The organism is Pseudomonas sp. B21-015, assembly GCF_024749285.1.
In the GTDB taxonomy this organism is placed as follows: Bacteria; Pseudomonadota; Gammaproteobacteria; order Pseudomonadales; family Pseudomonadaceae; genus Aquipseudomonas.
In genome coordinates this window covers 6,354,102-6,379,865 of record NZ_CP087196.1, presented here as the reverse complement: position 1 = coordinate 6,379,865, position 25,764 = coordinate 6,354,102, and the positions used below count along the sequence as shown (strand labels likewise).

At 60.7% G+C, this 25,764-nt stretch carries 23 protein-coding genes; all 23 read left to right on the top strand.

Annotation, left to right across the window (positions count from 1 at the left end; all coding sequences use genetic code 11):
• Nucleotides 1–235: 235 nt before the first annotated feature.
• Entirely contained in the window at nt 236–1,633 is a 1,398-nt protein-coding gene (gene tagH, locus LOY38_RS29085) for a type VI secretion system-associated FHA domain protein TagH (protein WP_258698167.1), read from the top strand.
• 75 nt (nt 1,634–1,708) lie between these two features.
• Nucleotides 1,709–2,221, top strand: coding sequence for a type VI secretion system lipoprotein TssJ (tssJ, locus tag LOY38_RS29080; protein WP_258698166.1), 513 nt, complete (start codon nt 1,709–1,711; stop codon nt 2,219–2,221).
• 16 nt (nt 2,222–2,237) lie between these two features.
• Nucleotides 2,238–3,572: a type VI secretion system baseplate subunit TssK gene (tssK, locus tag LOY38_RS29075; protein WP_258698165.1), complete on the top strand. Its 1,335-nt coding sequence runs from the start codon at nt 2,238–2,240 to the stop codon at nt 3,570–3,572.
• Nucleotides 3,573–3,578: 6 nt separating this feature from the next.
• Nucleotides 3,579–4,877 (top strand): DotU family type VI secretion system protein, encoded by a 1,299-nt coding sequence (locus LOY38_RS29070; RefSeq protein ID WP_258698164.1) that lies wholly within the window; start codon nt 3,579–3,581, stop codon nt 4,875–4,877.
• Entirely contained in the window at nt 4,874–8,374 is a 3,501-nt protein-coding gene (tssM, locus tag LOY38_RS29065) for a type VI secretion system membrane subunit TssM (RefSeq protein ID WP_258698163.1), read from the top strand. The genes LOY38_RS29070 and tssM overlap by 4 nt, the downstream gene beginning before the upstream one ends.
• Nucleotides 8,371–9,021 (top strand): type VI secretion system-associated protein TagF, encoded by a 651-nt coding sequence (gene tagF / locus LOY38_RS29060; RefSeq protein WP_258698162.1) that lies wholly within the window; start codon nt 8,371–8,373, stop codon nt 9,019–9,021. The genes tssM and tagF overlap by 4 nt, the downstream gene beginning before the upstream one ends.
• Complete coding sequence (locus tag LOY38_RS29055) at nt 9,022–9,753, top strand: PP2C family serine/threonine-protein phosphatase (RefSeq protein WP_258698161.1); 732 nt, start codon at nt 9,022–9,024, stop codon at nt 9,751–9,753.
• The gene (locus LOY38_RS29050) at nt 9,750–12,791 is read left to right on the top strand and encodes a serine/threonine-protein kinase (protein WP_309475863.1); all 3,042 of its coding nucleotides are present in this window, start codon (nt 9,750–9,752) and stop codon (nt 12,789–12,791) included. Before LOY38_RS29055 ends, LOY38_RS29050 begins: the two co-directional genes overlap by 4 nt.
• Complete coding sequence (locus LOY38_RS29045; RefSeq protein WP_258700813.1) at nt 12,791–13,513, top strand: ABC transporter ATP-binding protein; 723 nt, start codon at nt 12,791–12,793, stop codon at nt 13,511–13,513. Before LOY38_RS29050 ends, LOY38_RS29045 begins: the two co-directional genes overlap by 1 nt.
• Nucleotides 13,506–14,702 (top strand): ABC transporter permease, encoded by a 1,197-nt coding sequence (locus LOY38_RS29040; protein WP_258698160.1) that lies wholly within the window; start codon nt 13,506–13,508, stop codon nt 14,700–14,702. Before LOY38_RS29045 ends, LOY38_RS29040 begins: the two co-directional genes overlap by 8 nt.
• The gene (locus LOY38_RS29035; protein WP_408980548.1) at nt 14,695–16,422 is read left to right on the top strand and encodes a formylglycine-generating enzyme family protein; all 1,728 of its coding nucleotides are present in this window, start codon (nt 14,695–14,697) and stop codon (nt 16,420–16,422) included. Before LOY38_RS29040 ends, LOY38_RS29035 begins: the two co-directional genes overlap by 8 nt.
• 84 nt (nt 16,423–16,506) lie before the next feature.
• Nucleotides 16,507–17,436 carry a type VI secretion system-associated lipoprotein TagQ gene (gene tagQ / locus LOY38_RS29030; protein ID WP_258698159.1) on the top strand — a complete coding sequence of 310 codons (930 nt, stop codon included), beginning with the start codon at nt 16,507–16,509 and terminating at the stop codon, nt 17,434–17,436.
• Nucleotides 17,437–18,151: 715 nt separating this feature from the next.
• A complete protein-coding gene (gene tssA / locus LOY38_RS29025) occupies nt 18,152–19,708 on the top strand; it encodes a type VI secretion system protein TssA (RefSeq protein ID WP_258698158.1) in 1,557 nt (518 codons plus the stop codon).
• Nucleotides 19,709–19,740: 32 nt separating this feature from the next.
• The gene (tssB, locus tag LOY38_RS29020) at nt 19,741–20,244 is read left to right on the top strand and encodes a type VI secretion system contractile sheath small subunit (protein WP_253546010.1); all 504 of its coding nucleotides are present in this window, start codon (nt 19,741–19,743) and stop codon (nt 20,242–20,244) included.
• 25 nt (nt 20,245–20,269) lie between these two features.
• Entirely contained in the window at nt 20,270–21,745 is a 1,476-nt protein-coding gene (tssC, locus tag LOY38_RS29015; protein WP_019580436.1) for a type VI secretion system contractile sheath large subunit, read from the top strand.
• 14 nt (nt 21,746–21,759) lie between these two features.
• Nucleotides 21,760–22,167: a type VI secretion system baseplate subunit TssE gene (tssE, locus tag LOY38_RS29010; RefSeq protein ID WP_007934529.1), complete on the top strand. Its 408-nt coding sequence runs from the start codon at nt 21,760–21,762 to the stop codon at nt 22,165–22,167.
• A 10-nt stretch (nt 22,168–22,177) separates the two neighbouring features.
• Nucleotides 22,178–22,690: a PAAR domain-containing protein gene (locus LOY38_RS29005; protein WP_258698157.1), complete on the top strand. Its 513-nt coding sequence runs from the start codon at nt 22,178–22,180 to the stop codon at nt 22,688–22,690.
• Entirely contained in the window at nt 22,687–23,493 is an 807-nt protein-coding gene (locus tag LOY38_RS29000) for a hypothetical protein (RefSeq protein WP_258698156.1), read from the top strand. The genes LOY38_RS29005 and LOY38_RS29000 overlap by 4 nt, the downstream gene beginning before the upstream one ends.
• A 264-nt stretch (nt 23,494–23,757) precedes the next feature.
• Nucleotides 23,758–24,168: a hypothetical protein gene (locus tag LOY38_RS28995; RefSeq protein WP_258698155.1), complete on the top strand. Its 411-nt coding sequence runs from the start codon at nt 23,758–23,760 to the stop codon at nt 24,166–24,168.
• Between the two features lie 115 nt (nt 24,169–24,283).
• Complete coding sequence (locus LOY38_RS28990; protein ID WP_258698154.1) at nt 24,284–24,661, top strand: hypothetical protein; 378 nt, start codon at nt 24,284–24,286, stop codon at nt 24,659–24,661.
• Nucleotides 24,654–25,049: a hypothetical protein gene (locus tag LOY38_RS28985; protein ID WP_258698153.1), complete on the top strand. Its 396-nt coding sequence runs from the start codon at nt 24,654–24,656 to the stop codon at nt 25,047–25,049. Before LOY38_RS28990 ends, LOY38_RS28985 begins: the two co-directional genes overlap by 8 nt.
• Entirely contained in the window at nt 25,049–25,378 is a 330-nt protein-coding gene (locus LOY38_RS28980) for a hypothetical protein (protein ID WP_258700811.1), read from the top strand. Before LOY38_RS28985 ends, LOY38_RS28980 begins: the two co-directional genes overlap by 1 nt.
• Nucleotides 25,375–25,758, top strand: coding sequence for a hypothetical protein (locus LOY38_RS28975; protein WP_258698152.1), 384 nt, complete (start codon nt 25,375–25,377; stop codon nt 25,756–25,758). Before LOY38_RS28980 ends, LOY38_RS28975 begins: the two co-directional genes overlap by 4 nt.
• Nucleotides 25,759–25,764: the final 6 nt, after the last annotated feature.

The following is a 25,764-nucleotide window of genomic DNA, read 5'->3' as shown; positions in this document are numbered from 1 at the left end:
GCTTGTCAAGGTAAGCTATTTCCCTTGTGTGACAGATGTGAGGTGCTTGTCAACCCGCGCGACCGCTTGGTCGAGGCGGGCACTGATGCAGGTTTTTTGTCACGCTAGCCGGTTAAGATCAGCAATCATGCTGGCAAAAAGCGGTTTTCGAGGTTGTTTGCAAGGTTGTCGGACCGAGTCTGGCGGGAGTGAATCCCGATTCGCCCGCGCGCAAAGTGTTCAGCAAGGAGGCAAGATGTCGCTGTGTTTGACTATCACTAGTTATCACAAAATTACCCCTGGCCAATGCCCTGAAAAATCCATGGATCAGGGCGTGCTGGCAATAGGCCGCAACTCTGATAATGACTGGGTATTGCCCGACCCTGAGCGTCTGGTTTCCGGCAAACATTGCGTTATTCAATATAAAGATGGCCGGTATTACTTAACCGATAACAGCACTAACGGTGTGGAATTGGTCAAGGCCGGCATTCGTCTGCGCAAAGGAAACAGCGAGCCGTTGCAAGATGGAGAAGTAATCCGTATTGGTGATTATGAAATCCAGGCACGAATCAGTTTCAGTCTGCCGGCGACCGACAACAACCCTTTCGCCGATTCGTCCAGCAGCTTCGAGGCCCTGATGGGGCGTCAGGGCGCCGTCGTGAATACGCCGACATCGTTGCCCGTGACGCCACCTGCACATTTTCAGGGCGTATCGGCCATGGACACGATGCCGGACCTGTTCGATTTTCTGACACCGACCAGCGTCCCGCCGGCTACCCAGCCCGACCATGTCCCGGCCGAGCAGCACGACTTCCGCCCGCCGACCCCGATCCCCCACCCAACACCCGTGGCCGGACCTGCACCGCTGGTGTCGGCCCAGGTGATTCCGGAAGATTGGGACCTGTTCAGCGACAAGCCTGCGCCGGTGGCTATCGTCCCCTTGCCTGTTGCAGAGGTTACGCCGCCACCCGTACCGCAAATCAGCGTACCGATCGAGCCTGTGCCACTGCGTGAACCACCCGTGGCCATCGTCGAACGCCCGGTCGGCCCGGCCGACAATGCTCAACCCGACCTGTTGCAAGCCTTCCTGCGCGGCGCCGGTCTGGATCAAGTGCGCCTGGACAAGGCTCAGGCCGAGGCGCAAATGGAAAGCATCGGGCGCAGTTATCGGCTGATGGTCGAAGGCCTGATCGATGTCTTGCGCGCCCGCAGCAGCCTCAAGGGCGAGTTCCGCATACAACAGACAATGATTCAACCGGTGGAAAACAACCCGCTGAAATTCGCTCCCAACGTCGATGAAGCATTGCTGTTGTTGTTGCGCCACAGCAATCAGGCGTTCATGGCGCCGGACCAGGCTGTGCGCGACAGTTTCGACGACTTGCGTGCCCACCAATTGGCGGTGATGGCCGGTGTAGAAGCTGCGATCAAACACCTGCTGACGCGCTTCGAGCCGGCGCAACTGGAAGAGCGCATGGGCAAGCCCGGTGGTCTGTCGGGCATTTTCACTGGCTCGCGACAGGCCCAGTACTGGCACCAGTTCACCGAGCTCTACAGCAATATTTCCCGCGAGGCCCAAGAGGATTTCCAGGACCTGTTCGGTCGGGAATTCAGCCGCGCCTACGAAGAGCACAGCACAAGGCAGCGCCGCCACTGAGCGTCGCCGTCGCATAACGTCATGCATAGCAAAGAACGGAACAACGGATAGCTGAAACGTCATTGAGGACGCAGGATGATTCCCAGGTTTTTACTCGCAGTAGCCACCGCGCTTCTGCTGAGCGCATGTGCCAAGGACACGGCCAAACCCGAGGCCGTTGAGGCCGAGGCCGAGGCCGACACTGCCGCGGTCGAGTTGCACTTTCACGCCATTGCCGGGCTCAACCCCGGCGCCACTGGCCAGCCAGCTCCGGTTCGAGTGCGCATTTTCGAATTGAAAAATGCTGCCACCTTCGGCCGTTCCGATTATTTCGCATTGGCCGAACGGGCCCAGGCGACGCTCGGCGCAGATCTGATCGACCAGGACGAAGTGCTGATCCAGCCCGGCCAGCAGTTGAGCCTGCAGCGCGACCTCGACCCGGCCACCCGCCATATCGGCGTACTGGTGGGGTATCGCGAGCTGGATCAGTCGTTGTGGCGCACGGTAATGAATGTCCCGCCGCGCCAATACACCGAATACCAGATCAGCCTCGACGTGCGCGCCGTGCGCAGCGCCGTCGTGGTTTCCCCATCCAGCCCTGCCCAATAAGCAATCGGAGCTCCCCATGTCCTGGAACAATCGTGTGGTCTGGTCGGAAGGCATGTTCATTGGAACGCAGCACTTCCAGCAGCATGACCGTTACCTGGAGAACCTCATCGACGCCCGGAGCCGCCCGTTGTCGGCCGGCGCCTGGGGTTTCTCCGAATTGCTGATCGACCAGGGCCTGCTGGCCCAGGGCAAACTGGCGATCATCTCGGCGCGGGGCCTGTTGCCGGACGGCACGCCATTCAACATTCCCCAGGATGACCTGGCACCGAGCCCGCTGAATGTCGATGACAACCTGCGCGATGGCTTGGTGTACCTGGCCTTGCCGCTCAAGCGCGCCGGTGCGCGTGATACGGTCGACGAAGGCGAAGCCCTGGGCGCTGCGCGCTACGTGAGCCAGGTGCGCGAAGTACGGGACGACAACGCACCGTTCGAAAACCAGGCCCCGGTGGCCGTGGGGTCGAGGGCGCTGCGATTGTTGGTAGCCCAGGATGGCATCAGCGACTACGCCGCCATCGGCCTGGTACGAATCAAGGAGAAACGCGCCGACCGCGCCTTGGTACTCGACGACACCTACATCCCGCCGTTGCTGGATGTGGTCGCCTCCAACCCCCTGGCCGCGTTTCGCAGCGAATTGCTGGGCCTGCTTCATCAACGCGGCGAAGCCCTCGCCGGGCGGGTGGTGGCGTCCGGTGCCGGCGGTGCCTCGGAAATTGCCGATTTCATGCTGCTGCAACTGGTCAACCGTGCCCAGCCGCTGATCCAGCACTTGAGCCAGTTGAGCCCGTTGCACCCCGAGCGGTTCTACAGCGAGCTGGTGAGCCTGGCCGGGGAGTTCTCGACCTTTACCGCGTCCGGTCGGCGCCCCCAGGAATACCCGCAGTACCAGCACGATGACTTGGCGCTGAGTTTCGCGCCGGTGATGCAAGCCCTGCGAGAGGCGCTGTCGATGCTGATCGACAGCAAGGCCACGCCGATTCCGATCGTCGAAAAAGCCTACGGCGTCCATGTGGCGATGCTGGCTGACAAGGCCCTGCTCGACAGCGCCAGCTTCATCCTGGTGGTGCGCGCCGACGTGCCCGCCGAAACCCTGCGCAGCCACTTTGGCCAACAGAGCAAGGTCGGCTCGGTGGAGCACATCCGCAACCTGGTCAACCTGCAATTACCGGGCATCGGCCTGCTGCCGCTGCCGGTGGCGCCACGGCAAATCCCGTATCACGCCGGCTCCACCTATTACGAACTGGACCGGGGCAGCGAGCATTGGCAGCAACTGGCCAACTCCGGCGGTTTTGCGTTCTACATCGCGGGGCAATTCCCGGGGCTGAACCTGGCTTTCTGGGCGATCCGAGGATAAACCGCAATGAGCAACGACGATCGTACCCAATTCATGCCGACACCCGGTGGCCGTGGCGCCGATCCGGCCCGCCCGGATGCCGGTCGCGCCCAGGCCGCGCCGCTTTCGATGCCGGCCGCGCCGCTTTTGATCGGCAAAGCCGAAGGTCTCAACCCTCTGGAGAGCGCCGCTGGCCCGTTGCTGGCTTTGCTGACCCGCTTGCGTAACACCATTGCCCACCCGGCGCCGGCGAGCCTACGGGCGCAATTACTGGCCTACCTGCGCCAGTTCGAGGAGCGCGCCGAGGCTGCCGGTGTGGTGCGCAACGATGTGTTGCTGGCCCGTTACGCCTTGTGCACCGCCCTGGATGAAGCGGTGTTGAGTACGCCGTGGGGTGGCGCCAGCGACTGGGGCAAACAGAGCCTGCTGATCACCGTGCACAACGAAGCCTGGGGCGGCGAGAAGGTGTTCCTGCTCTTGGAACATTGCCTGCAAAGCCCCCGCGAACGTTTGTATCTGCTGGAGCTGTTGTACCTGTGCATGTGCCTGGGTTTCGAAGGGCGCTATCGGGTCATCAACGACGGTCGCAGCCAACTGGAAGCCTTGCGTGAACGCACCAGTGCGGTCATCCGCAGCGCCCGTGGTGAATATGAGCGTGAACTGTCGCCCCATTGGCGCGGCGTCACCGTGGCCCGCGACCGGCTGGCGCAATTCATGCCGCCATGGATCGCCGTGGCCATCGGCGTGGCGTTGCTGTTGGCACTGCTGTTCGGCCTGCGCTTGAAACTGGCCGCCGATGCCGAGCCGGTGTTTAAAAATATCCATGCACTGGGTGAGATCCCGGTGCAGGCCATCGACCGTCCGGTGGTGCAACCGAAACTGATCGAACGTCCCCGCCTGGCGGGCTTCCTCGCCGATGAAATCAAGGCCGGCCGGGTGGCCGTGGAAGATGCCGTTGACCGTTCAGTGGTGACCATCCGTGGCGATGAGCTATTCGCTTCGGGCAGCGCCAGCATCGTCGACAATTTCCAGCCGCTGATGCTGCGCATCGCCGATGCCATTCGCAAGGTCAAGGGTCAGGTCCGGGTGACCGGCCACAGCGACAATCGCCCGATTGCCACCCTGCGGTTTCCATCGAACTGGGCCTTGTCCGAGGCGCGTGCCACTTCGGTGCTGCAAATCCTCTCGGCCAAAACCGGCCAGCCCGAGCGCTTCAGCGCCGAAGGCCGCAGCGACACCGAACCGTTGGTCTCGAACGCTACAACAGAGGGCCGCGCGCGTAATCGTCGGGTCGAAATCACAGTGTTGGCGGAGGGGGTCGAGTGAAGGCGTTTTTCAGTTTTATCATCCGCTGGGTCATTCCGTTGCTGGGGCTGATCGCCCTGAGCCTGATCATCTGGTTTGTCGGGCCGCTGCTCGAATTCCTGGTGCCCGAAGGCCGGCGCTGGACGCTGATCATTCTGGTGTTCGCGGTGTGGATCGCCTATCGGCTGTTTCGCATCATCCAGGCGCGCCGTCAGGCCGCCGAAGTGATGCGCAGCCTGGCGGCGCAAACCCCGCCGGACCCGACCAGCGTCGCCACCTTTGAGGAACTCGAAACCCTGCGCCAGCGCATGGACGAAGCCTTGGCACTGTTGAAGAAAGCCAAGCTGGGCGGTGACGAGCGGCGCAATCTCTACGAGTTGCCGTGGTACGTGATCATCGGCCCGCCAGGTTCGGGCAAGACCACGGCGCTGGTCAATTCCGGGCTGCATTTTCCATTGGCGGCGCAATTGGGCGCCGGAGCGGTACGCGGCGTCGGTGGCACGCGCAATTGCGATTGGTGGTTTACCGATCAGGCCGTGCTGCTCGACACCGCCGGGCGCTACACCACCCAGGACAGCCATGCGACAGTCGATAAAGCCGCGTGGCTGGGTTTTCTCGGCCTGTTGAAAAAACAGCGGGCCCGGCGTCCGATCGACGGTGCGTTTATCGCCATCAGCCTCTCCGACCTGCTTCTGAGCAGTGACGCCGAGCGCGCTGCCCATGCCGCCGCGATCCGCCAGCGTATCCAGGAGTTGTACGCGCAACTCGGCGTGCGCTTTCCGATCTACCTGATGTTGACCAAACTCGATCTGGTGCCAGGGTTCATGGAGTATTTCGATACCCTGAGCAAGGAAGAACGGGCTCAGGTCTGGGGTATGACCTTTGCCCTGGACGACGGTAAAAACAATGACAGCCCGCTGGCCCATCTGCAAAGCGAATTCGCCGGCCTGGAACAGCGCCTCAACGATCGTTTGGTGGAGCGTTTGCAACAGGAACGCGACCCGGCGCGGCGCGATCTGATCTACGGCTTCCCGCAACAGTTCGGCGCGTTGAAAGATTGCCTGCAAAGCTTCCTTGAGGGCGTATTCAAACCCAACGCCTTTGAAGAGCGGGTGCTGTTGCGCGGGGTGTATTTCACCAGCGGCACCCAGGAAGGCAGCCCGATTGACCGGCTGATTGGCTCCATGGCCCAGAGCATGAACCTGGACCGCCAGCACCTTGCGCGCCAGAACGGCACCGGGCGCAGTTACTTCATCGAAAAACTCTTCAGCGCCGTGGCTTTTGCCGAGCGTGGGCTGGTGGGGGTCAACCCGAAAGTCGAACGTCGGCGCAAGTGGATCGCCCGGGGTGTTCTGGCCTCGACCGTGGCCCTGGTGCTGGTGGTCGGGACCTTGTGGTGGGTCAGCTACCGCGCCAACCAGGCGTATATCGCGCAAGTCGATCAGAAAGTCGCGCCCCTGGGCCAGGCCGTGCAGAACCTCAGCCCGGCACAACGGGACGTGCTCGCGGTGTTGCCTTTGCTCAACGCGGTCAAGCACTTGGCCGACGATGCGCCGAGCTGGGCCGAAGGCCTGGGCCTGTATCAGGGCAACATGCTTGAAGCCGAGTCTGGCAGCGTCTATCGCAAGCTGTTGATCGCGGTCTTCGCGCCACGCTTGCTCACGCGCATCGAAGAGCAACTGCACGGCGGCGGCAATTCGGACTTCCTTTACGAAGGCTTGAAGGCCTACCTGATGCTCGCCGACAGCGAGCATTACGATGCCGACTTCATCAAGGCGTGGATCGCCCTGGACTGGGATCGCAGCCTGCCGCGTGACCTGCCGGCCGAGCAGCGTCTGGCCCTGGAGGAGCACTTGCTGGCACTGTTCGAACGCCATCCGCCCACCGCACGTCTGGACCCGCGCCTGATCGACGACCTGCGTCGGCAGTTGCAGCAACTGCCGGTGGCCCAGCGTGTCTATGACCGGGTCAAGCGGCAGAAACTGCCGGACGGCATCCCGGACTTTCGTATCAACGAAGCGGCCGGGCGTGATGCCGCGCTGGTGTTCAGCCGCAAGAGCGGCAAGCCCCTGGGCGAACCCTTGAGCGGCTTCTTCACGGCCAAGGGTTACCGCCAAGGGTTTTTGCTGACCAGCCTGAACCAGACCGGCACCCTGGCCGAGGAGCAGTGGGTGCTCGGTCGCGACCAGGCAGAACAACAGAACGTCGTCAGCCTGGCCGCCGACGTGCGCCGCCTGTATTTCCAGGATTACCAGCGCCAGTGGGACGCCTTGCTGGCTGATATCGACTTCGTGCCGATCACCAGCGTGGCCCAGGCCGCCGATGTGCTGCGGGTGATTTCCGGCCCGACCTCGCCGTTGAAAAAACTGCTGGTGGCCGTGGCGAAGGAAACCGATCTGCAACAGGAAGAACGCCTGCTGGCCGCCAAGGGCGCTCCGGTCGAGGGTGGGGTCGACAAGCTCAAGGAGCGCTTGGGCACCTTGCTCGGCCAGGAGCAGGCGACGCAAAACACACCGGATGCCAGTGACGATCCAGTCACCGCGCATTTTGCCGAACTCAACAGCATCGTCAGCAAAAACGAAGGCGAGCCGGCGGTCATCGACGGCCTGCTGGCCGACATGAACGCCCTGTATGTGCAGGTCAGCGCCATGGTCGGCGCCAGCGGCGAGGCCTTGCTCGGCGAAGCCAAGAACCAGGCCGCAGCGGCCGCGACACGGGTCAGCCTCAACGCCGAACGTCAGCCGCCGCTGGTGCAGGGGCTGGTCAAGTCGGTGGTCAACTCCACCACTAACAGCATGATGGGCGGGGTACGCAATCAACTGAACGCGGCCTGGACCAGCGAAGTGGTGAACATCTATCGCCAGTCCCTGGCCGGGCGTTATCCGATGTCGCCGGGCAGTGCGCGAGACGCAACCCTGGACGACTTCGGCCAGTTCTTCGGCGTGGGCGGGGTGATGGACAACTACTTCCGCAAATACCTGCAGCCGTACGTGGATACCTCGACCCAGGCCTGGCGCTGGCAACCGGGCGCCGCACAGAAGCTCGGCATTGCCCCTGGCGTACTGCAAACCTTCCAGCGGGCAGCGACCATCCGGGATGCGTTTTTCCGTTCCGGCGGCACCCAGCCGATGGTGCGCTTCGAACTCAAGCCAGTGGCGATGGACGCCACCATTACCCAGTTTTTGCTCGACCTCGATGGCCAGCAGTTGAGCTACGACCACGGCCCGAGCCGCCCCACCTCCATGCAATGGCCCAACCCCGGCAGCATCGGCGTGGTGCGGATCTCGATCATGCCGCCTTCAGCCAGCGGTCGTTCGGGCATCACCCTGGACGGGCCCTGGGCCTGGTTCCGCCTGCTGGAGCAATCGGACCTGACCGCCGGCAACTCGCCGGATCGCTTCAACCTGCGGCTGCGGGTCGACGGCGCCAGCGTCTCTTATGAGTTGCGGGCCAACAGCGCCTTCAACCCGTTCAAGAGCCGTGTGCTCAGCGGTTTCAGCCTGCCGGAGCGTTTATGAGCACGCCGGGCTTCTATGGAAAACTGGCCAGTCGCGGGGACTTTGTCAGCCGTGGCTTGCCGCAGAGTTTTATCGGCCCCTGGGATTCGTGGCTGGCGGCGGGCCTGCTCGCCAGCCAGAGCCTCGGGGACCGTTGGCTGGACGCCTATCTGGTCAGTCCGCTGTGGCGCTTTATGGTCGGGCCCGGTGTATGTGGGCCGCAGGCCGCCGTTGGGGTGGTGATGCCGAGCATCGATCGGGTTGGCCGGTATTTTCCGCTGACCGTCGCGGTGCTGCTGGATCACGACGCTGATCCGGCATCGGTGGTGGGCGGCTCGGATGCCTGGTTTGAGCAGGTTGAGCAATTGATGTTGAGCACGTTGAGCGTGGAGGCGAGCTTCGAAGCTTTCGGTGCAGGACTGGAAGCGCTGGGCAGCCCGGCGTATCTGCGTCGCGCGCCAAGCAGCCGTTTTGCCGGCCTGCATTGCTTTGATGCCACTAACCCGAAGGCGCGAATGACCGCGCTAGCCGAACTGGCCTGCGAAGGCGCAAGCCTGTGGTGGGGCCAGGGTTCGGAGCGTATCGCTCCCGCTTTATTACGGTGCCAGGGCCTGCCGGCCGCCGCTGATTTTGCGCAATTTTTGCTCGGCCAAGAAGGTGTTGTGTAGATGTGTTCAAGCGTTGGAAAGACGTTCAAATCTGCAAGCAAGAGCCATGTCGGTATGGTCCGCCAGGTTAACGAAGATGCTTGCCTGGACCGGCCGGAAAACGGCCTGTGGGTGGTCGCCGATGGCATGGGCGGGCACGCGGCGGGCGACTACGTCAGCAGTCTGATCGTCGACAGTCTGCGTAGCATTGCCGTGGGCCGCTCGCTGGATGAATACGCCGCCGCGCTGAAAACCGACCTGCTGCGGGTCAACGCCGCTGTGCGTGAAGAGACCGCCAACCGCGGCGTGACCATGATGGGCAGCACTGTGGTGGTGATGGCGGCGCGTGACTTGCGCGGGGTATGCCTGTGGGCGGGTGACAGTCGCTTGTATCGCCTGCGTGACGGCCGGCTCAAACGCATCTCGCGGGACCACAGTTACGTTCAGGATCTGCAGGACAGCGGCCTGCTCAGCGAAGCTGAAGCCCGGGTGCATCCACGGGCCAATATTGTCACCCGCGCCATCGGGGTCGAGGCACAACTGGAGCTGGCGATGGTCGAGCTGCTATTGAGGCCCGGCGACAGTTACCTGTTGTGCAGCGACGGGCTGAACAAAACGGTTGAAGATCATGAGATCCGCGAGGTGCTGAGCCACGACGAGCCCGGGGAAATCGCCAGCAGCCTGGTGTCTCTGGGCCTGATGCGCGGCGCTCCGGACAACATCACCGTCATCGTCGTGAAGGTGCCGTCATGAATTCCACCCTGAACATTCTGATCCCCGGCTACGACATCGACGGCGAGATCGGCGAAGGCGCCATGGCCAGCGTTTACCTGGCGACCCAGCGCTCGCTGGAGCGCAAGGTGGCGCTGAAGGTCATGGCCGCCGCGCTGGCGGCCGACCCGAGTTTCTGCGAGCGCTTCCTGCGCGAAGGCAAAACCCTGGCGCGCCTGTCGCACCCGCATACGGTCACCATCCATGACATCGGCCATGTCGGTGAGCTGTATTACATGGCCATGGAATACCTGCCCAACGGCACGCTCAAGGAGCGCATCGCCGCCGGCCTGACGCCAGAACAGGGCCTGATCTACATCCGCCAGATCGCTTCGGCCCTGGGCTATGCCCATGGGCTGGGGCTGGTTCATCGCGACGTCAAACCGGCGAACATTCTGTTCCGTGCCGATGGCACGGCGGTGCTCTCGGACTTCGGTATCGCCAAGTCCATGGACGACCGCACCCAGTTCACCCAGGCCGGTTTCGCCGTCGGTACCCCCAGCTACATGAGCCCGGAACAGGCGCGTGGCCAGGATATTGACGGCCGGGCCGATCTTTATGCCTTGGGCGTGGTGCTCTACGAAATCCTCGTCGGCAAACTGCCGTATACCGGCAACGACGCGCTCTCCACGGCCCTGGCGCATTTGACCGAACCGTTGCCGGAGCTGCCGGTGCACCACGGCCGCTATCAAGAGGTGCTGCGCAAGCTGCTGGCCAAGGATCCGGCCGACCGTTTCCCGAATGCAGCGGCGCTGTTGCAGGCGCTGGATAATCTGCCTCGGGAATCGGTTGAAGCGACCACGATCCGGCCATTGCCAATACCGGTATTGCCGATTGCGGTGAGCAATGACCTGGCGGGGCTGACGCCGGTGTCCATCGATATACCGACCGGCCCCGCGCAGCCACAACCTCGACCCAAGCCTGTTCCGCCGACTGTGCAGCCGCCGCCGTCCATGGTCTCGGAGCAGCGCAAGGGGCCGGTGTTCGCACTCGCCGCCGTCGCGGTGGTCGTGGCGCTGGCCTTGGGCGGCGCGGGTTATTGGTGGCTGTCCGGTGACGTCGAAACCGACGCCAAGGTGCCGGTGGTTTCAGCGCCGCCGGTCAGTCCGCCGCCGGCCGTGGCGCCACCCGTCAATCCCCCGGTGGCGACGGAGGTCGATGGCGGTCAGCGTCCGCTGTTGATGGCCGGCAAAAAAACCTTGTTCCAGCGGGTACTCAGCAAGCCGGGGGCGAAATACGCCAGCGACCCGGGGGCCACACCTGGCAAGGCCTTGCCGGCGTTTTCCGTGCTTTACGTCTATGAGCGCAAAGAGGTTGATGGCAACCCGTGGCTGCGTGTTGGCGTCGCCACCGACGGGCGCAGTGACGGCTGGTTGCCGGCCGCACAAGTCAGCGACTGGAAGCAAAGCCTGGTGCTCAAGTTCACCGAACGCTCCGGCCGTGCGCCGGTGATGTTCCTGCGTCAGCCCGGCGAAGTGGAGAAGCTGCTGGCCGATCCGTCGTCCGCCAAAAACCTGTTGCTCAAGGCCCAGCAGAATAGCGAAGACAACCAGCGGGTGCTGGCCCTGGAACCGGCCGCCAGTGCGGTGCCGCAGAATCAGTTTTACCTGTTGCCGATCTTCGATTCGCGCGAGAGTTTCGACGAAAACGGCCAGCCGGTGCAGTTGCTGAACGTGGCGTCCATCGACCCCGGTAATGCTCCGAAGGCCGCTGCCAACAACACACCAATCACTACTGCTAACGCCGACGCGTTCCGCACCGCCGTGGTGTTGGTCGTTGACACCACCGTGTCCATGCAGCCCTACATCGATCAGGTCCGCGACGTCGTACACCAACTGCAAACCCGCATCGCCGAGCGGGGCGAGCTGGACAGTGTCAGCTTTGGCCTGGTGGGGTTTCGCAGCAGCATCCAGAAAACCCCGGGCCTGGAATACGTCGCCAAAACCTTGATCACCCTGGAACAGGGCCGCGACCCGCAGCGCTTCATGGACCTGGCGCGGCAGGTCAAGGCGTCCACGGTCTCGAGCCATTCGTTCAACGAAGATGCGTTTGCCGGCGTGATGGAAGCGGTCGAGGGCATGGACTGGTCCGGCTATGGCGGGCGCCTGATTCTGTTGGTCACCGATGCCGGTGCCTTGCGCAAGAACGACCCATATGCCGCCACGCAAATGAACGAGGCCGAAGTGCGCCAGGCCGCGCTGGGCAAGCAGATCAAGATCTACGCCTTGCACTTGCTTAGCGATGCCGGCAAGAAAACCCATGACGGTGCGCAAAGCCAGTACCGCACCCTGACCGCCGACGCCAACCCGCAGATCGGCGACCTGTACATTCCGGTGCCGGGCGCCGATGTGCGCAAGTTCGGTGAGCGGGTGGATGAGATCGGTTCGGTGTTTGCCGACCTGGTGCATCAGGTGCGCAGCGGCAAGCCGCAAACCGTGCCGCTGCTGAGCGCCGCACCGAGCCTGACCGACAAGTCGGCGGCTGTCGGCTACGCGATGCACATGGACTTCCTGGGGCGTAAAGCCGCCAGCCAGGCGCCGCAACTGGTCAGCGCCTGGACCGCCGACCGCGACCTGACCAACCCGACACTGCCGGCGTTCCAGGTGTGCGTGATGTTGACCAAGTTGCAGCTCAACGACTTGCAGCAATCGCTGAAGCTGATCGTCGATGCCGCCCGCAAGACCCAGACCTCGCCGAAGAATTTCTTCCAGGAAATCGCCAGCGCCAGTGCCTACATGAGCCGCGACCCTTCGGCCTTGCGCAAGGGCGGCAATCTGGCCGATGGCGGGGTTCTGGGTGAGTACCTGGAAGGGCTGCCCTATCGCAGCAAGTCGCTGAACATGACTCAGGACTTGTGGCTTTCGCTGAGCGTGGCCGAGCAGGAGGACTTTATCGACGAGCTGGACTCGAAGATCCGCCTCTACGAAACCTTCCACAACGACCTGGCTAACTGGGTGCGTTTCGGCGACGCCGAACCGGGTGATGCCTTGTACCGCGTTCCATTGTCGACGCTGCCGTGATGCTGAACATGAGCGCAGTGCACAAAAGCCGAGGCGCCGGCAGCCAGCGCTACAGCCTGGTGATTCCACGGCTGCAACTGCGTGCCGGTGAACAATTGGCGGTGGTCGGTCCCAGTGGCTGTGGCAAAAGCACGTTGCTGGATTTGCTGGCGCTGGTGCTGGCTCCGGATCAGGCCGGACAGTTTGATTTTGCGCCCGGCCAAACCAGGACAGACATTACCGGGCTGTGGCGCGCAGATGCGCAAAGTGCCTTGGCGGACTTGCGCAGCCGGCACTTGGGCTACGTGCTGCAAACCGGTGGCCTGCTGGATTTTCTGGACGTGCGCGGCAACATTGACCTGTCGCGAAAACTGCTTGGCTTGAAAGACGACGGTAGCGTGGATCGCCTGGCCGGGGCACTGGATATCGCTGATCAACTGGGCAAAAGGCCGGGCGACTTGTCTGTCGGCCAACGACAACGGGTGAGTTGCGCCCGGGCCCTGGCCCATGGGCCGCGTCTGCTGTTGGCCGATGAACCGACCGCCGCCCTCGATCCGCTGAACGCGGAGCGCGTGATGCAGTTACTGGTGACCCAGGCCCGCGAACACGGCGTGTGCTGCGTCGTCGCCACTCACGACGAGTCACTGGCCCGCGCCAGCGGTTTGCAGGTGCGGCGCATCAGTTGTCATCGCGACGTCGATGGCGGTGTCACCGCCACCCTCGGGGAGGCTGCTGATGCGTAACGCTCTGGTGATTTCCCTGGCCTGGCAGGATTACCGCAACGATGCATGGCTGTCGGCCTGTTCGGTACTGGCGCTGGTGGCGGTGGTCGCACCGCTGCTGGTGCTGTTCGGCTTGAAATTCGGCCTGGTCAGCAGTTTGACCGAGCGCCTGGAAAACGACCCGGCCACCCGGGAAATCATTCCCTTGGGCGGCGGCCGATTCAGTGCCGCGTTTATCGAACAATTGAGCCGGCGCAGCGACGTGGCTTTCGCTTTGCCGCGCACCCGGCAGATTGCCGCGACGACGGATCTGACCGCTGGCGCTTCGACGGTGACCGTCGAAATGATCCCCACCGCCGCCAACGACCCCTTGCTCGGCAATCTGCCGGTGCCCCCAGGGCTGGATCAGGTGCTGCTCAGCCAGACCGCCGCCGAAAAACTCGGGGCCAAGGCCGGTGATTGGCTGCAGGCCAGTTTCGGCCGGCAGGTGGCCGGTCGCGGCGAGGCGCAGCGCACTCGCGTCCAGGTGCTGCACGTTCTGCCGCTGGAGGCCTTCGCCCGGGACGGATTGTTCGCCTCATTGACGTTACTGGAAGCGGCTGAAGATTACCGGGACGGCCGCGCCGTGCCGGCGTTCGGTTGGCCAGGTGATGCGGTGGGCGTGACGGAGCAACGGGTGTATCCGGCGTTTCGTCTTTACGCCCGCAGCCTCAAGGATGTCGAGCCACTGCGTCAGTACTTCGCTGCGCAGAATCTGCTGGTCTCGACCCAGGCCCAGACCATCGCCCAGGTGCAATCACTGAGCCGCAACCTGTCCATCGTGTTCTGGATCATTGCCGGATTGGCCGTGGCGGGAGCGTTCGCGGCGATTTTTGCCGGCGCGCTGGCGGCGGTCGAGCGCAAGCGTCGAGCGTTGTCGGTGTTGCGCCTGCTGGGGTTTTCCACGGCGGCGTTGCTTTTGTTTGTGGTGGTGCAGGCGCTGTACAGCGCCTGCCTTGCCGCCCTGTTGAGTGCCGGGCTGTATGGCCTGGCGCAATCAGGTCTGAACCATTTATTTGCGCAGATGCCGGGCGAGTACGCCAGTCATCTGCTGGCGCGTCACTACGCGTTGGCCCTGGTGGCCGTGCTCGGCGTCAGCGCCGTGGCGGCGGTCTGTGGTGGCTGGCGAGTGGCGCGTATCCAGGCGTTTGAAGGAATCCGAGATGTATAAGTTACTGGGCGCCGCCGTGGCGCTGAGCCTGGCCGGCATGGTCTGGGCTGATGAAAGCACCGACAAACTGGACAACCCCAAGCCGTTGCCCGACGACGTCAGCCTGCCGCTGCCGTGCGAAGGGCAGATGGTGTTCCGTTACGTCTACATCCTGGCCCAGGGCGCTCTGGACGACCGCGAGATCAGCCTCGGTTACCCGTTCAGCGAAGGCGAGGCCGGTTATCAACAGTCGTTCATTTCAGGTTATCGCCGGGACTTCATCAATGGCCAGTTCACCCTCAAGGATCTGCCCAAGGATTGGGGCAAGACCATCACGCCGTTGATGCCCAAGACAGACACCAAGACACCACTCAAACCGATGCTCTATTTCATCGGCAAATACGAAGTTACCGCCCGCCAATACGCCCAGGTCATGGCCCAGGCTCAATCGTTGGGCAGCGGCGAGCCGGCGCCGGCCTGCGAGGCATTGCAAGCCGAGGCGCCGCAAGGCATGGCCGGGCGTTTGCCCAAGGTGAAGTTGTCGCGATTCGAGGCCGAACGCTTCTCGGCGGTGTACAGCGCCTGGCTGATGAAATACCACAAGGACCTGCTACCGGTGAGCGGTCGCGGCACCTCGGCGGAAGAGGGCGGGCTGGGTTTTGTGCGTTTGCCGACCGAGGTCGAATGGGAATTTGCTGCCCGTGGCGGGCAGGCCGTCAGCCGTCAGGACCTGGAAGGGCGCCTGTTTCCCCGGCGTCTGGAGGGCAGCGAAAGCGATGGGCCACTGGCGGACTGGGCAGTCTTCAATCAGGTCGCCGGCGGCACCGGCCAGGCCGCGCGGCTGATGCCGATCGGTACCAAGCTGGCAAACCCCATCGGCCTGTTCGACGTGATCGGCAATGCCGCCGAGATGGTCCAGGAGTCCTTCCAGCTCGTGCACGCCGGACGCCGCCAGGGCACCTACGGGGGCTTTGTGGTCAAGGGCGGCAATTACCTGGAAGGCGAGGGCACCTTGTTCACCGGGATGCGCCGCGAGTACCCGCTGTTCGCCGCCGACGGCACCGAGCAAAACAACGAAACCACCGGGTTCCGGGTCGCGATTGGCGCGTTGTCGGCGCCACGTTCGCGCTACAAGGAACTGTTTGCCCAATGGCAGAAAGAAGGTCGGCTGGCTTCGCTGACCGATGCGATCGACGGCGCCCAGGACCCGACCAAACGCCTGGACAGCATCATTGCTGCCAGCGTCGATCCGCGCTTGCAAGCCGAGCTGGGGCTGGTCAACGAAGAGCTCAAGCGCAACGTCTCGCTCATCGCCCAGCAGCGCGAGGAAGCGGCCGGCAACCTGATCCAGTCGGCGGCCCTGGTGGCCGAGACCGTCAACAACTACAACATTCGCCTGACCAATTTGCAGAAGAGTCGCCAGCAGGCCGTGGACGCCAAGGACGAGGTCAGCGCCAAGCTGTTCGCTACCGCCATCGACAATGGCCGCAGCGCGCTGGACGGCGCGGTGGCGATCTACATCGACAACCTGGCGACCGGCACGCGCTACACCGATGCCGTGATCCAGGCGCAGTTTCAACGCATCAAGGAAGAGTTGGAGCGCAAGCCGGTACTGGGCAAGAGCCTGGTCACGCGCGCAACGTTGTTCGTTCGCCATGTCGGTGACTATCGTCAGCAACGACGAGCCGATCCGGCGGCGATATTGAAGGAATTGCTCGCATCGAACGCCCAGCGGTCATGATCGTTCGTTGTATAGCGAGCTTGGAAGGGACTCAGGCGGCGGTGGGTCGTGCTGAGCTGGTCAAACTTAAAAGAGAACACAACTATGCTTTCCTCCCGTAAATCTTTTGCTTCGCTTTCCAAGCGTCACTTGTTGCTGATGGCCGTCGGCTTCAGCACCGTACTGACCGGTTGCGCCACGTCGCCGACCTCCAAGGTCGCCTCGAGCACCAAGGTCGAGTACTACCCCAACTGCTACGAGCCGGTACAGCACCTGCGTGCCACCGATTCGAACATGACCAAGTCAGTTGTCACCGGCGCGGCCGTCGGCGCTGTCGGCGGTGCACTGCTGGGTGCCTTGGTCGATTCCGAGAACCGTGGCCGCAACGCCGCCATCGGTGCAGCGGGCGGTGCCCTGGCAGGCGGCGCGGTCGGTTATTACAACGAGCGTCAGAAGCAGATCGCCGATGACAACCAGCGCATCGCGTCCTACGCCTCCGACGTCAACAAAAGTTCCGCCGACATCGACCGCAGCACCGCGTACGCCAAGGCTTCGCAGCAGTGCTACCAGAATGCGTTTACCGAACTGGTCACCGACCGCAAGGCCAAGACCGTCAACGACACCGAGGGCCGCAAGCGTCTGGCAGAAATCGTCGCGGGCCTCAAAGAGTCCAACGACCTGATCGTCGCGGTTAACGGTAAAGCCAGCGAAGACCTGAACAACTACACCCAGGCCTACGAAAAAGACCTGCAGCAAGTAGGCGTGCAGCGCACCGACGTGGTCACCGTGGCGTCCGCAGAAACCACCCCGGTCGTGACGCCGACCAAGAGCAAAAAAGCGGTGAAACCGGCGAAGAAACCGGTGCTGCCAACCGTGCCGAAAGAAGCGGTCACCACCGAGAAAACCTTGCAGACCGCACAAGCCAAACAGGCGGAAAGCAAGCAAGTCGCCAGCGCAGGCACCACTCAGGTCAACAGCATGTGCAAGAACCCGGACCTGGGCGACTGGGCGCCGGTGCCTTGCCCGAATGCTTGATTGAGTTTCTGTAGGTCTTGATCATTCTCACGCTCTGCGTAGTCGGAACGCAGAGCATGGGAACGATCTGTACTGGCTGACTTTGATCGGAGCAAGCGAATGCGTGGAAACTGGATGGCCTGCGTGTTTTGGATTTAATTCGTACTACTTAATCTAGAACCGGCATTTTGTGACTCAACGGATGGCAGATGATTCTTAATAGCCCACGGTAATGGGCTGGTCTATGTAACTCCATGTATGTAGAGTTTGCTGAAATATAAAAGTGCCATCATTATGATGGCACTTTTTATGCTTATTTTCAGTCATCGCCTTGTCCATGGATGACTGTAACTTTTCGGAAAGCTCCTACATTTTTCATGTTTTATTTTTGTCATGCTGGGTTCCGTTTCAGGGCGTGAATGTCCTGTGATGATTGGTGGGGTTGATGAACCGCTCTGGCTCAATGGTTGCGGGGGCGATGCGTCGAAGCTGGGGAGGTCAAAGCCGGCGTCAGGGGATCCCCTGTGGCATATAGGGTGATCTCCTACAGCAATAACGAAGACGTAGTTCTATTGTTTTATTGGTTGCTTGCTAATGGCCATCATTGTGATTAGGATGCGCGCCTTGAAAGAGCATGAACTCAATTGGATGAGATTCATCGCAGCTCTTTGATACTGTCCGGCTCCATTTCAACTCCAATGAGCCGTATGACCGTAATCCTAATTAAAGGCCATGGATGTCCTACTCAAGCAAACTTTCCGCCCATTACCTTGAACTCGCAAAAGCCTCTGTTTCCAAAGAGAATTTCGCGGGCGAGGACGTTCGCTTTTCGAGCGAATATGAGGCGTTGGAAAGCGAGCTGGGCAAAGCCTCGTCCATGCACGAAAGCGGTCAGATCGACTGGCTGAAAATCCGCGAAAACAGTGAAAACCTGCTGCGCACTCAATCCAAGGATTTGCGTGTCGGAGCGTGGCTGACCTGGGCGCTGTACCAGCGCGAATCCTTCCAGGGGCTGCTGGCCGGCCTCGGTTTGTTGCACCACCTCTGTGAAAACCACTGGGCCGAGGTTCACCCGAACAAGGCCCGCACTCGCTCCGCTGCCATCAGCTGGTTGGTGCCGCGTCTTGAGCAGGTGCTGAACGAAAACGTCGCGATCAAAGAGCAACTGCCGATGTTCCGCCGTCTGGTCGAGCATCTGGAAGGCCTCGACGCCGCGTGCACCGAGCATTTGGGCGACGACGCGCCGTTGCTGCTGCCGATTTCCCGTCGCTTGAAAAACATGGTTCAACGCGCCGCCGACAACCAGCCGGAGCCCGGTGTGGTGGGCGCCGCGGTGGCCCAGGTCAAGCAGGCCGCGACCCAGCTGCTCACCCCCGGCGCGCCGATCGACAACGAGAAAGAAGCCCACAAGGCCCTGCGCGCCCAGCAGGAAAACGCCCGTCCGCTGTGTGCCTGGTGGCTCAAACAGAAAGCCACCGACCTGCGCGCCCTGCGCCTCAATCGCACGTTGCTGTGGTTGCCCATCGACGCGGTGCCCGAGCGCAACGCCGAACAGATCACCGCTCTGCGTGGCGTGCCGGCGGACAAACTCAAGGCCTATCAGGACCGCTACGACCAGGGGAAATACGCTGATCTGCTGGTAGAGCTGGAGGCGAGCCTGGCGAAGGCGCCGTTCTGGTTCGATGGCCAGCGAATGGTCTGGGAATGCCTCCAGGGGCTGAACGCCGAGATGGCAATGCGCGAAGTGGAAATCCACTTCGCGCTTTTGGTTCAGCGCCTGCCCGGCATCATCGAATTGCGTTTCCACGACGGCGCGCCGTTCGCCGATCCGGCCACACGCGCCTGGATCGGCGCCCACGTCATGCCGCACCTGCAAAGCGCCAGTGCGCCGCGCAAGGTCGAAGTCGCCGATACCCAGCCGGCCTGGGAAGTGGCCCTGGAAGAAGTCATGCCGATTCTGCGCAAGGACGGCCTCAAGGCCGCCGTGCAAATCCTCAAGCAGGGCCTGCAAAGCGCCCACGGCGGGCGGGTTCGATTCTTCTGGCAGTTCGCCCTCGCGCGGTTGTGCTTCATGGCCAAGAAATACGAACTGGCCAAGACCCAACTCGAGACCCTCGACCAAACATTACAGGACTCAGGCCTGCACGCCTGGGAGCCCGATCTTGCGCTGGAAGTACTGCATTTGCTGCATAGCTGCTGCGAGTTGTTACCGCAGAACCATGCAGTGCGTGAACGCAAGGAAGAGATTTATCGCAGGCTGTGCCACCTCGATCTCGAAGTGGTACTCGAATAGGCCCCAGGGCCACAACCGCAAGGAGAAAAGCCATGGCCAAAGAAGGCTCGGTAGCCCCCAAGGAACGCATCAACGTCACCTTCAAACCCGCCACCGGCGGTGCTCAGGAAGAGATTGAACTGCCGCTGAAGCTACTGGCAATCGGTGACTACACCCACCGCAAGGACGAACGCAAAGTCGAAGATCGCAAGCCGATCAGCATTGACAAAATGACCTTCGACGAAGTGCTGGCCAAGCAAGAGCTGAGCCTGACGCTGAGCGTGCCGAACCGTCTTCAGGAAGAAGGCGACACTGAAGAGCTGGCCGTGCAACTGCGCGTCAACTCGATGAAGGACTTCAACCCGGCCTCGCTGGTCGAGCAAGTGCCTGAGCTGAAAAAACTGATGGAACTGCGCGACGCGCTGGTGGCCCTCAAAGGCCCGCTGGGTAACGCGCCTGCGTTCCGCAAAGCCATCGAAGGCGTGCTCGCCGACGACGAATCCCGCGGTCGCGTACTGGGTGAGCTGGGCTTGAACGCCGCAGCCCAGGACGCCTGAGCCCCTATCAGCCAAGGAAGCCACAATGAGCACTAGCGCAGCACAGCAAAAGAGCAACGAGAACGGCGAATACAGCATTCTCGACAGCATCATCGCCGAAACCCGCCTGACCCCGGACGACGAAGCCTACGACATCGCCAAACGCGGTGTGTCGGCGTTCATCGAAGAGCTGCTCAAGCCGCAGAACAACGGCGAGCCGGTCAAAAAGGCCATGGTCGACCGCATGATCGCCGAGATCGATGCCAAGCTCAGCCGTCAGATGGACGAAATCCTGCACCACCCGGACTTCCAGTCCCTGGAATCGTCGTGGCGTGGCCTGCAGTTGCTGGTCGACCGCACCAACTTCCGCGAAAACATCAAGATCGAAATCCTCAACGTCTCCAAGGACGACCTGCTGGACGACTTCGAAGATTCGCCGGAAGTGATGCAGTCGGGCCTGTACAAGCACATCTACACCGCTGAATACGGTCAGTTCGGTGGTCAGCCGGTTGGCGCGATCATCGCCAACTACTACATGTCCCCAAGCTCGCCGGACGTGAAACTGATGCAGTACGTGTCCAGCGTAGCCTGCATGTCTCACGCGCCGTTCATTGCTGCGGCTGGCCCGAAATTCTTCGGCCTGGAAAGCTTCACCGGTCTGCCGGACCTGAAAGATCTGAAAGATCACTTCGAAGGCCCGCAATTCGCCAAATGGCAGAGCTTCCGTCAGTCGGAAGACTCCCGTTACGTTGGCCTGACCGTGCCGCGTTTCCTGCTGCGTAACCCGTACGACCCGGAAGAAAACCCGGTCAAGTCGTTCGTGTACAAAGAAACCGTCGCCAACAGCCACGAACACTACCTGTGGGGCAACACTGCCTACGCGTTCGGCACCAAGCTGACCGACAGCTTCGCCAAATTCCGCTGGTGCCCGAACATCATCGGCCCGCAAAGCGGTGGCGCGGTTGAAGACCTGCCGTTGCACCACTTCGAAAGCATGGGCGAAATCGAAACCAAGATCCCGACCGAAGTACTGGTCAGCGACCGTCGTGAATACGAACTGGCCGAGGAAGGTTTCATCTCCCTGACCATGCGTAAAGGCTCCGACAACGCGGCGTTCTTCTCCGCAAGCTCGGTGCAGAAGCCGAAGTTCTTCGGCATCAGCGCTGAAGGCAAGGCCGCAGAGCTGAACTACAAGCTCGGCACCCAACTGCCGTACATGATGATCGTCAACCGCCTGGCTCACTACTTGAAAGTGCTGCAGCGCGAGCAACTTGGTTCGTGGAAAGAACGTACCGACCTCGAGCTGGAACTCAACAAGTGGATCCGCCAGTACGTGGCCGACCAGGAAAACCCGAGCGCCGAAGTCCGTGGCCGTCGTCCACTGCGCGCAGCCCAAATCATCGTCAGCGATGTTGAAGGCGAGCCGGGCTGGTACCGCGTCAGCCTGAACGTGCGCCCGCACTTCAAGTACATGGGTGCCGATTTCACCCTGTCGCTGGTTGGCAAGCTGGATAAAGAGTAAGCGGAGCCTAACTCATGACTGGATACGGCAGCCTTTTCGAACGCCTGGGTGGCGACGCGGACAAACGCGTCGGCTGGAGCCGCGAGGTTTCCGCCATGGCGTCGGTGGCTGCCCATCTGGCCAAGATGCTCAGCACCCGTGCGGGCAGCGTGCAAACGCTGTCCGATTACGGGCTACCCGATCTCAATGACATGCGCCTGAGCCTGCACGACTCCCTGAGTCAGGCCCGCCTGGCCATCGAAAGCTTCATCGAAGCCTACGAACCGCGCCTGAGCAACGTGCGTGTCATCTCCCTGCCGCGTGACAACGATCAGCTTCGCCTGTCCTTCAGCATCGAAGGCTTGCTGGAAGTTGATGGTTTCAAGCGTCAGGTCAGTTTCGCCGCGCGCCTGGATGGCAGCGGTCAAGTGAAGGTCAACTAAGGAGACTCCGATGTCCGGCAAACCAGCAGCACGCGTCACCGACCCCACCGCTTGCCCGCTCCCCGGCCACGGCACCAATCCGATCGCCGCCGGTTCCGGCGACGTGTTCTTCGACGGCCTCGCGGCCGCCAGCCAAGGCGATGCCTCGGCGTGTGGTGGTGCGTTGGTTGGTGACCTTGCGACTACCGTTTTGATCAATGGTAAGTCGGCGGCAACGGTGGGTTCCGTCGGTACTCACGGCAATAAGGTTACGGCTGGGTCTTCGACGGTGATTATTGGGAATTCGCATACGCCGGTGCCGTTTATTCCGCCGACTCCACTAATGCTTTTTTCTCATTGCCAGCATGTGGTGATGAAGGACCAGGACGGTAATCCGCTGCAAGGCATTCCCTATTGCATCAGGAACGCTAAAGGCGAAGTTATTTCTGGCAGAACCGACGCAATGGGCAAAAGCCAAATGGTGGGTGGCAAGGAAGGTGAAAGTTTCGATTTTCATCCTGCAGTCAAGGAGCTTTCAAAATGAGCGCAGAAGTACTTTCGATGCTGACCATGAGATCGGTGGCGCTTACTCCAAAGGCGGACCAAGCGGGAAAGGAAGTCGTTCTCAAAGTTTTTTGGGCCACAACTGATCATTGGGACGAAACATACATTGCCAGCTATCACGAAGAAGTGCCGTCGATTGCTGAACAATTATTGAGTCCTCAATATAAAAACGAGGCGGGCGAGAGCAAGGATAACGAGTTCACTTGTGAAGACTTTGCTATCAGGGTGTTGGCCGAGTTTGCCCGTAAATATGGGTTGCCGGTAAAGCTAACTACCGGGGTAAGAACTTATAGGAATATGGAAAAATATAGCCCCGCTCACCATTCAAGTTACAAGTCGGATCACTATGGATTTGCCGAAATGGTCATGAAGAGCTACGGCGCCCGTGATATGCAAAAAGTCGACGTGAATACTATTGTGGTTGCTTCGCCAGCGGAATTGAATCCTGGCGATATTCTGGCTCAAGCGCGAGATACGGACAAAGGAATAGCACACCATATTCAGTTGGCGGTGGATGTTGATAACGAAAGGATCGATATCCGGCAAGGGAACGCGGACTTGCCTATCATTCGCCCCTGTACTTGGATTGTATCTGCCTTTGGTATGAACATGGCCGATCCACAGAGCATCGCTTATGCCGGAGTGCCTGTGGAAAAAGGCTATTTTGAGAAAAAAGGCGAAACTTGGACGTACCGTAATCCAGGAACGGGAGCGGAGAGAGAAGACTATTTGGCCGTTTTTGAACTGTATCGCTGGAATTTTCTGGAATTCAACAAGGAGTAAGTATGGAAAGGTACTTTCTTGATTTGATCGATGATAACTATTTTGGTGACTTGGCTCTTATTTGTTTTGTCGTTGGGGTTTTGGGGTTGTTCCCAAAAATTCGGGAGAACAAGCTTCACCGGCTAATGAATTTCTTATGTGTAATGGCTGTGCCGGTGATGTTCGTGATTGGCGTTTACTACATGATGAGCTCAGGAATTTAAGGGCGAGTGAGGAGGTTGGACTGTTCCTCAAAGCTGAGATGGATAAACACGGAGTGCCGGTTTGATTACGAAAAAACACATGATATTTGCTGTTGCATTGGTTGTTAGCTTGGCTGTTGCAATAGCTATTGTCGTAAATGGAGTTTTGACCCGCAGCTCTGACGTGTCGAAGAAAAGTCCGTCTGGACAGTATCTTATCGAGTCGGTTCCTGCCAGTTCGCTTCTGACTCCTCGAGATGCCGTGTATTTGCGCTTCACTGATCGTGACCATCCCGATCAGGTTTACCGCACTCCGTTGTTCTCTGAGCTGTCGCTGGACATGCGTGCAAAGGAAGATGCGCAAACAGTGGGCGTTGTATTCATAGAACTTGATAAAGCGAGCAAAAAATTCACGCTCGCACTTTCCAATCCCAGAAGGCACTGGCTGGATTTTTTTATTAGCAATACCCCTTACGAGATAATGGACAATTAATGTCGATTTCAAGTCTGATACCGCCAATGTGGGTTAAGCGATCTTTCGTCGGTTGTATCGAAAAAAAAAGGGGACTGTCCCCAATATTGCATCCGTTCGCCCGGACTGTGTCGAAATGATCTGGCTACAGCGCTCCCTCATGGCGATGGGTGCGCTTGCCTGCGTGGCGCTCGTGGTGATCGTTTCCTACATGGACTTTTCGAAAGATCAGCCTCGCGTGTTGAGCGAGTACCCGAATGCGAAATGGCGTGGTGGTGCTGAGGGTGGCCAGTTCGTCGAAATCACCAAATCTGAACGGCCCTATTATTTCGTTCAGATCAGAAATGATGATGGATCATTGTGGGATCAAGGTTGGCTGAAATCTGGAGAAGAAAACACTGAGCCATTCACTGTCGATAACGTGATGTTCTTCGCCGGCGAGGGCGTTATCTATCTTCAGCAACGCCAGATTCTGAGTGCCGATAGAGCCATGACCGGGGCTGAGCATGAATAGCCGTCGAGTCATCAGTCTGATCGTGCATGCGCTGGCCTGCGTGCTCTACATCGTGCTCAATAACTTTGCAGTGCCTATCTACAAACAGCTCGTCGGCGGCCTGACCTCACGTGGCGTGGCCATCGGCATGGGCATGTACCTGGTTTTTTACTTTTTTGTTTTCCTCAATGTTGCTCTGGTCTTAATCAATCGCCTGGCCATCAAGTTTGGCGTGACGGTCTTCATGATGCTGGCGATCCTGTTTTACCTGCTACCGCAATACCCCGTTCGCGCTATGGCGTATTGCGCGTTGGCGGGTGGTTTGACGATGTTGGCGATTGTGCTGAGCCATGTCATGAACGCAGCCTTTGTCCGCTTGCGCGGGAAACAGGGAGCGGCCCAGTCGTGATGCGCAACCGTCGAACAATATCGCCCGTTGCGTTGATTGCGTCCCTGATCGGCGCGGCCGTGCTCGTGCTCTTTGCCACGCCGGTGATTTCCAACGCCTTGATGTTGCTCATGGACCGCGCCAACTTCATCCCGGCAGAGTCGTCGATCAGGGTTTTCGAGCCTTACGAAATCAACCAGGGCTCTTCGTCTTACTGGCTCTATGGTGAGGACCGGGTCAACTATTACTACTTTGCCTACACCCCCGAAAACGCTTACAGAGTGATCGCCAAAAGCAATCAGTGCGCGGGCTTCGACAAGCGCGATGTGCGTACATGGTGCACACCATGATGCCGTGGCTGCGGGTGTGGAAATGGCTCAATCATCTGCTGAGCCTGATCGGTGCGTTGGCCGTCATCGTGGTCGTGACGTTCTGGATCGGTTCGAGCCGGGGCAACTCGACGCCGGTATTGCCCGAGCACCCCGACGCGGTGTGGCGTGGTGCGCAGGATGGCGGCTACTTCATCGAGATCACCCAGTCGATGCCGCCGGATTACTTCGTCCAGGTGCGGTACGAGAGCGGCAGTCTCCTCAGAGAAGGCTGGACTCGCTTCTCTACCCCTGACGACAAGCCGTTGACGATGAATCGGGTGAGCGGCGCCGACAGCGATTACCTGTTCATCGATTCATTCGTGCCGATCACCGCGAGCAAGGGAGGGCGTGTTCAGTGAAACTTC

Coding starts and splice junctions, on each gene's coding strand:
- LOY38_RS28975 (WP_258698152.1), top strand. CDS start 25,375: ATGATGCCGTGGCTGCGGGTGTGGAAATGGCTCAATCATCTGCTGAGC.
- LOY38_RS28990 (WP_258698154.1), top strand. CDS start 24,284: ATGATCTGGCTACAGCGCTCCCTCATGGCGATGGGTGCGCTTGCCTGC.
- tssJ (WP_258698166.1), top strand. CDS start 1,709: ATGATTCCCAGGTTTTTACTCGCAGTAGCCACCGCGCTTCTGCTGAGC.
- LOY38_RS29005 (WP_258698157.1), top strand. CDS start 22,178: ATGTCCGGCAAACCAGCAGCACGCGTCACCGACCCCACCGCTTGCCCG.
- LOY38_RS29035 (WP_408980548.1), top strand. CDS start 14,695: ATGTATAAGTTACTGGGCGCCGCCGTGGCGCTGAGCCTGGCCGGCATG.
- tagQ (WP_258698159.1), top strand. CDS start 16,507: ATGCTTTCCTCCCGTAAATCTTTTGCTTCGCTTTCCAAGCGTCACTTG.
- tssK (WP_258698165.1), top strand. CDS start 2,238: ATGTCCTGGAACAATCGTGTGGTCTGGTCGGAAGGCATGTTCATTGGA.
- LOY38_RS28980 (WP_258700811.1), top strand. CDS start 25,049: ATGCGCAACCGTCGAACAATATCGCCCGTTGCGTTGATTGCGTCCCTG.
- tagH (WP_258698167.1), top strand. CDS start 236: ATGTCGCTGTGTTTGACTATCACTAGTTATCACAAAATTACCCCTGGC.
- tssE (WP_007934529.1), top strand. CDS start 21,760: ATGACTGGATACGGCAGCCTTTTCGAACGCCTGGGTGGCGACGCGGAC.
- tssB (WP_253546010.1), top strand. CDS start 19,741: ATGGCCAAAGAAGGCTCGGTAGCCCCCAAGGAACGCATCAACGTCACC.
- LOY38_RS29000 (WP_258698156.1), top strand. CDS start 22,687: ATGAGCGCAGAAGTACTTTCGATGCTGACCATGAGATCGGTGGCGCTT.
- tagF (WP_258698162.1), top strand. CDS start 8,371: ATGAGCACGCCGGGCTTCTATGGAAAACTGGCCAGTCGCGGGGACTTT.
- tssC (WP_019580436.1), top strand. CDS start 20,270: ATGAGCACTAGCGCAGCACAGCAAAAGAGCAACGAGAACGGCGAATAC.
- LOY38_RS29070 (WP_258698164.1), top strand. CDS start 3,579: ATGAGCAACGACGATCGTACCCAATTCATGCCGACACCCGGTGGCCGT.
- LOY38_RS29055 (WP_258698161.1), top strand. CDS start 9,022: ATGTGTTCAAGCGTTGGAAAGACGTTCAAATCTGCAAGCAAGAGCCAT.
- LOY38_RS29045 (WP_258700813.1), top strand. CDS start 12,791: ATGCTGAACATGAGCGCAGTGCACAAAAGCCGAGGCGCCGGCAGCCAG.
- LOY38_RS28985 (WP_258698153.1), top strand. CDS start 24,654: ATGAATAGCCGTCGAGTCATCAGTCTGATCGTGCATGCGCTGGCCTGC.
- LOY38_RS29040 (WP_258698160.1), top strand. CDS start 13,506: ATGCGTAACGCTCTGGTGATTTCCCTGGCCTGGCAGGATTACCGCAAC.
- tssA (WP_258698158.1), top strand. CDS start 18,152: ATGTCCTACTCAAGCAAACTTTCCGCCCATTACCTTGAACTCGCAAAA.
- LOY38_RS29050 (WP_309475863.1), top strand. CDS start 9,750: ATGAATTCCACCCTGAACATTCTGATCCCCGGCTACGACATCGACGGC.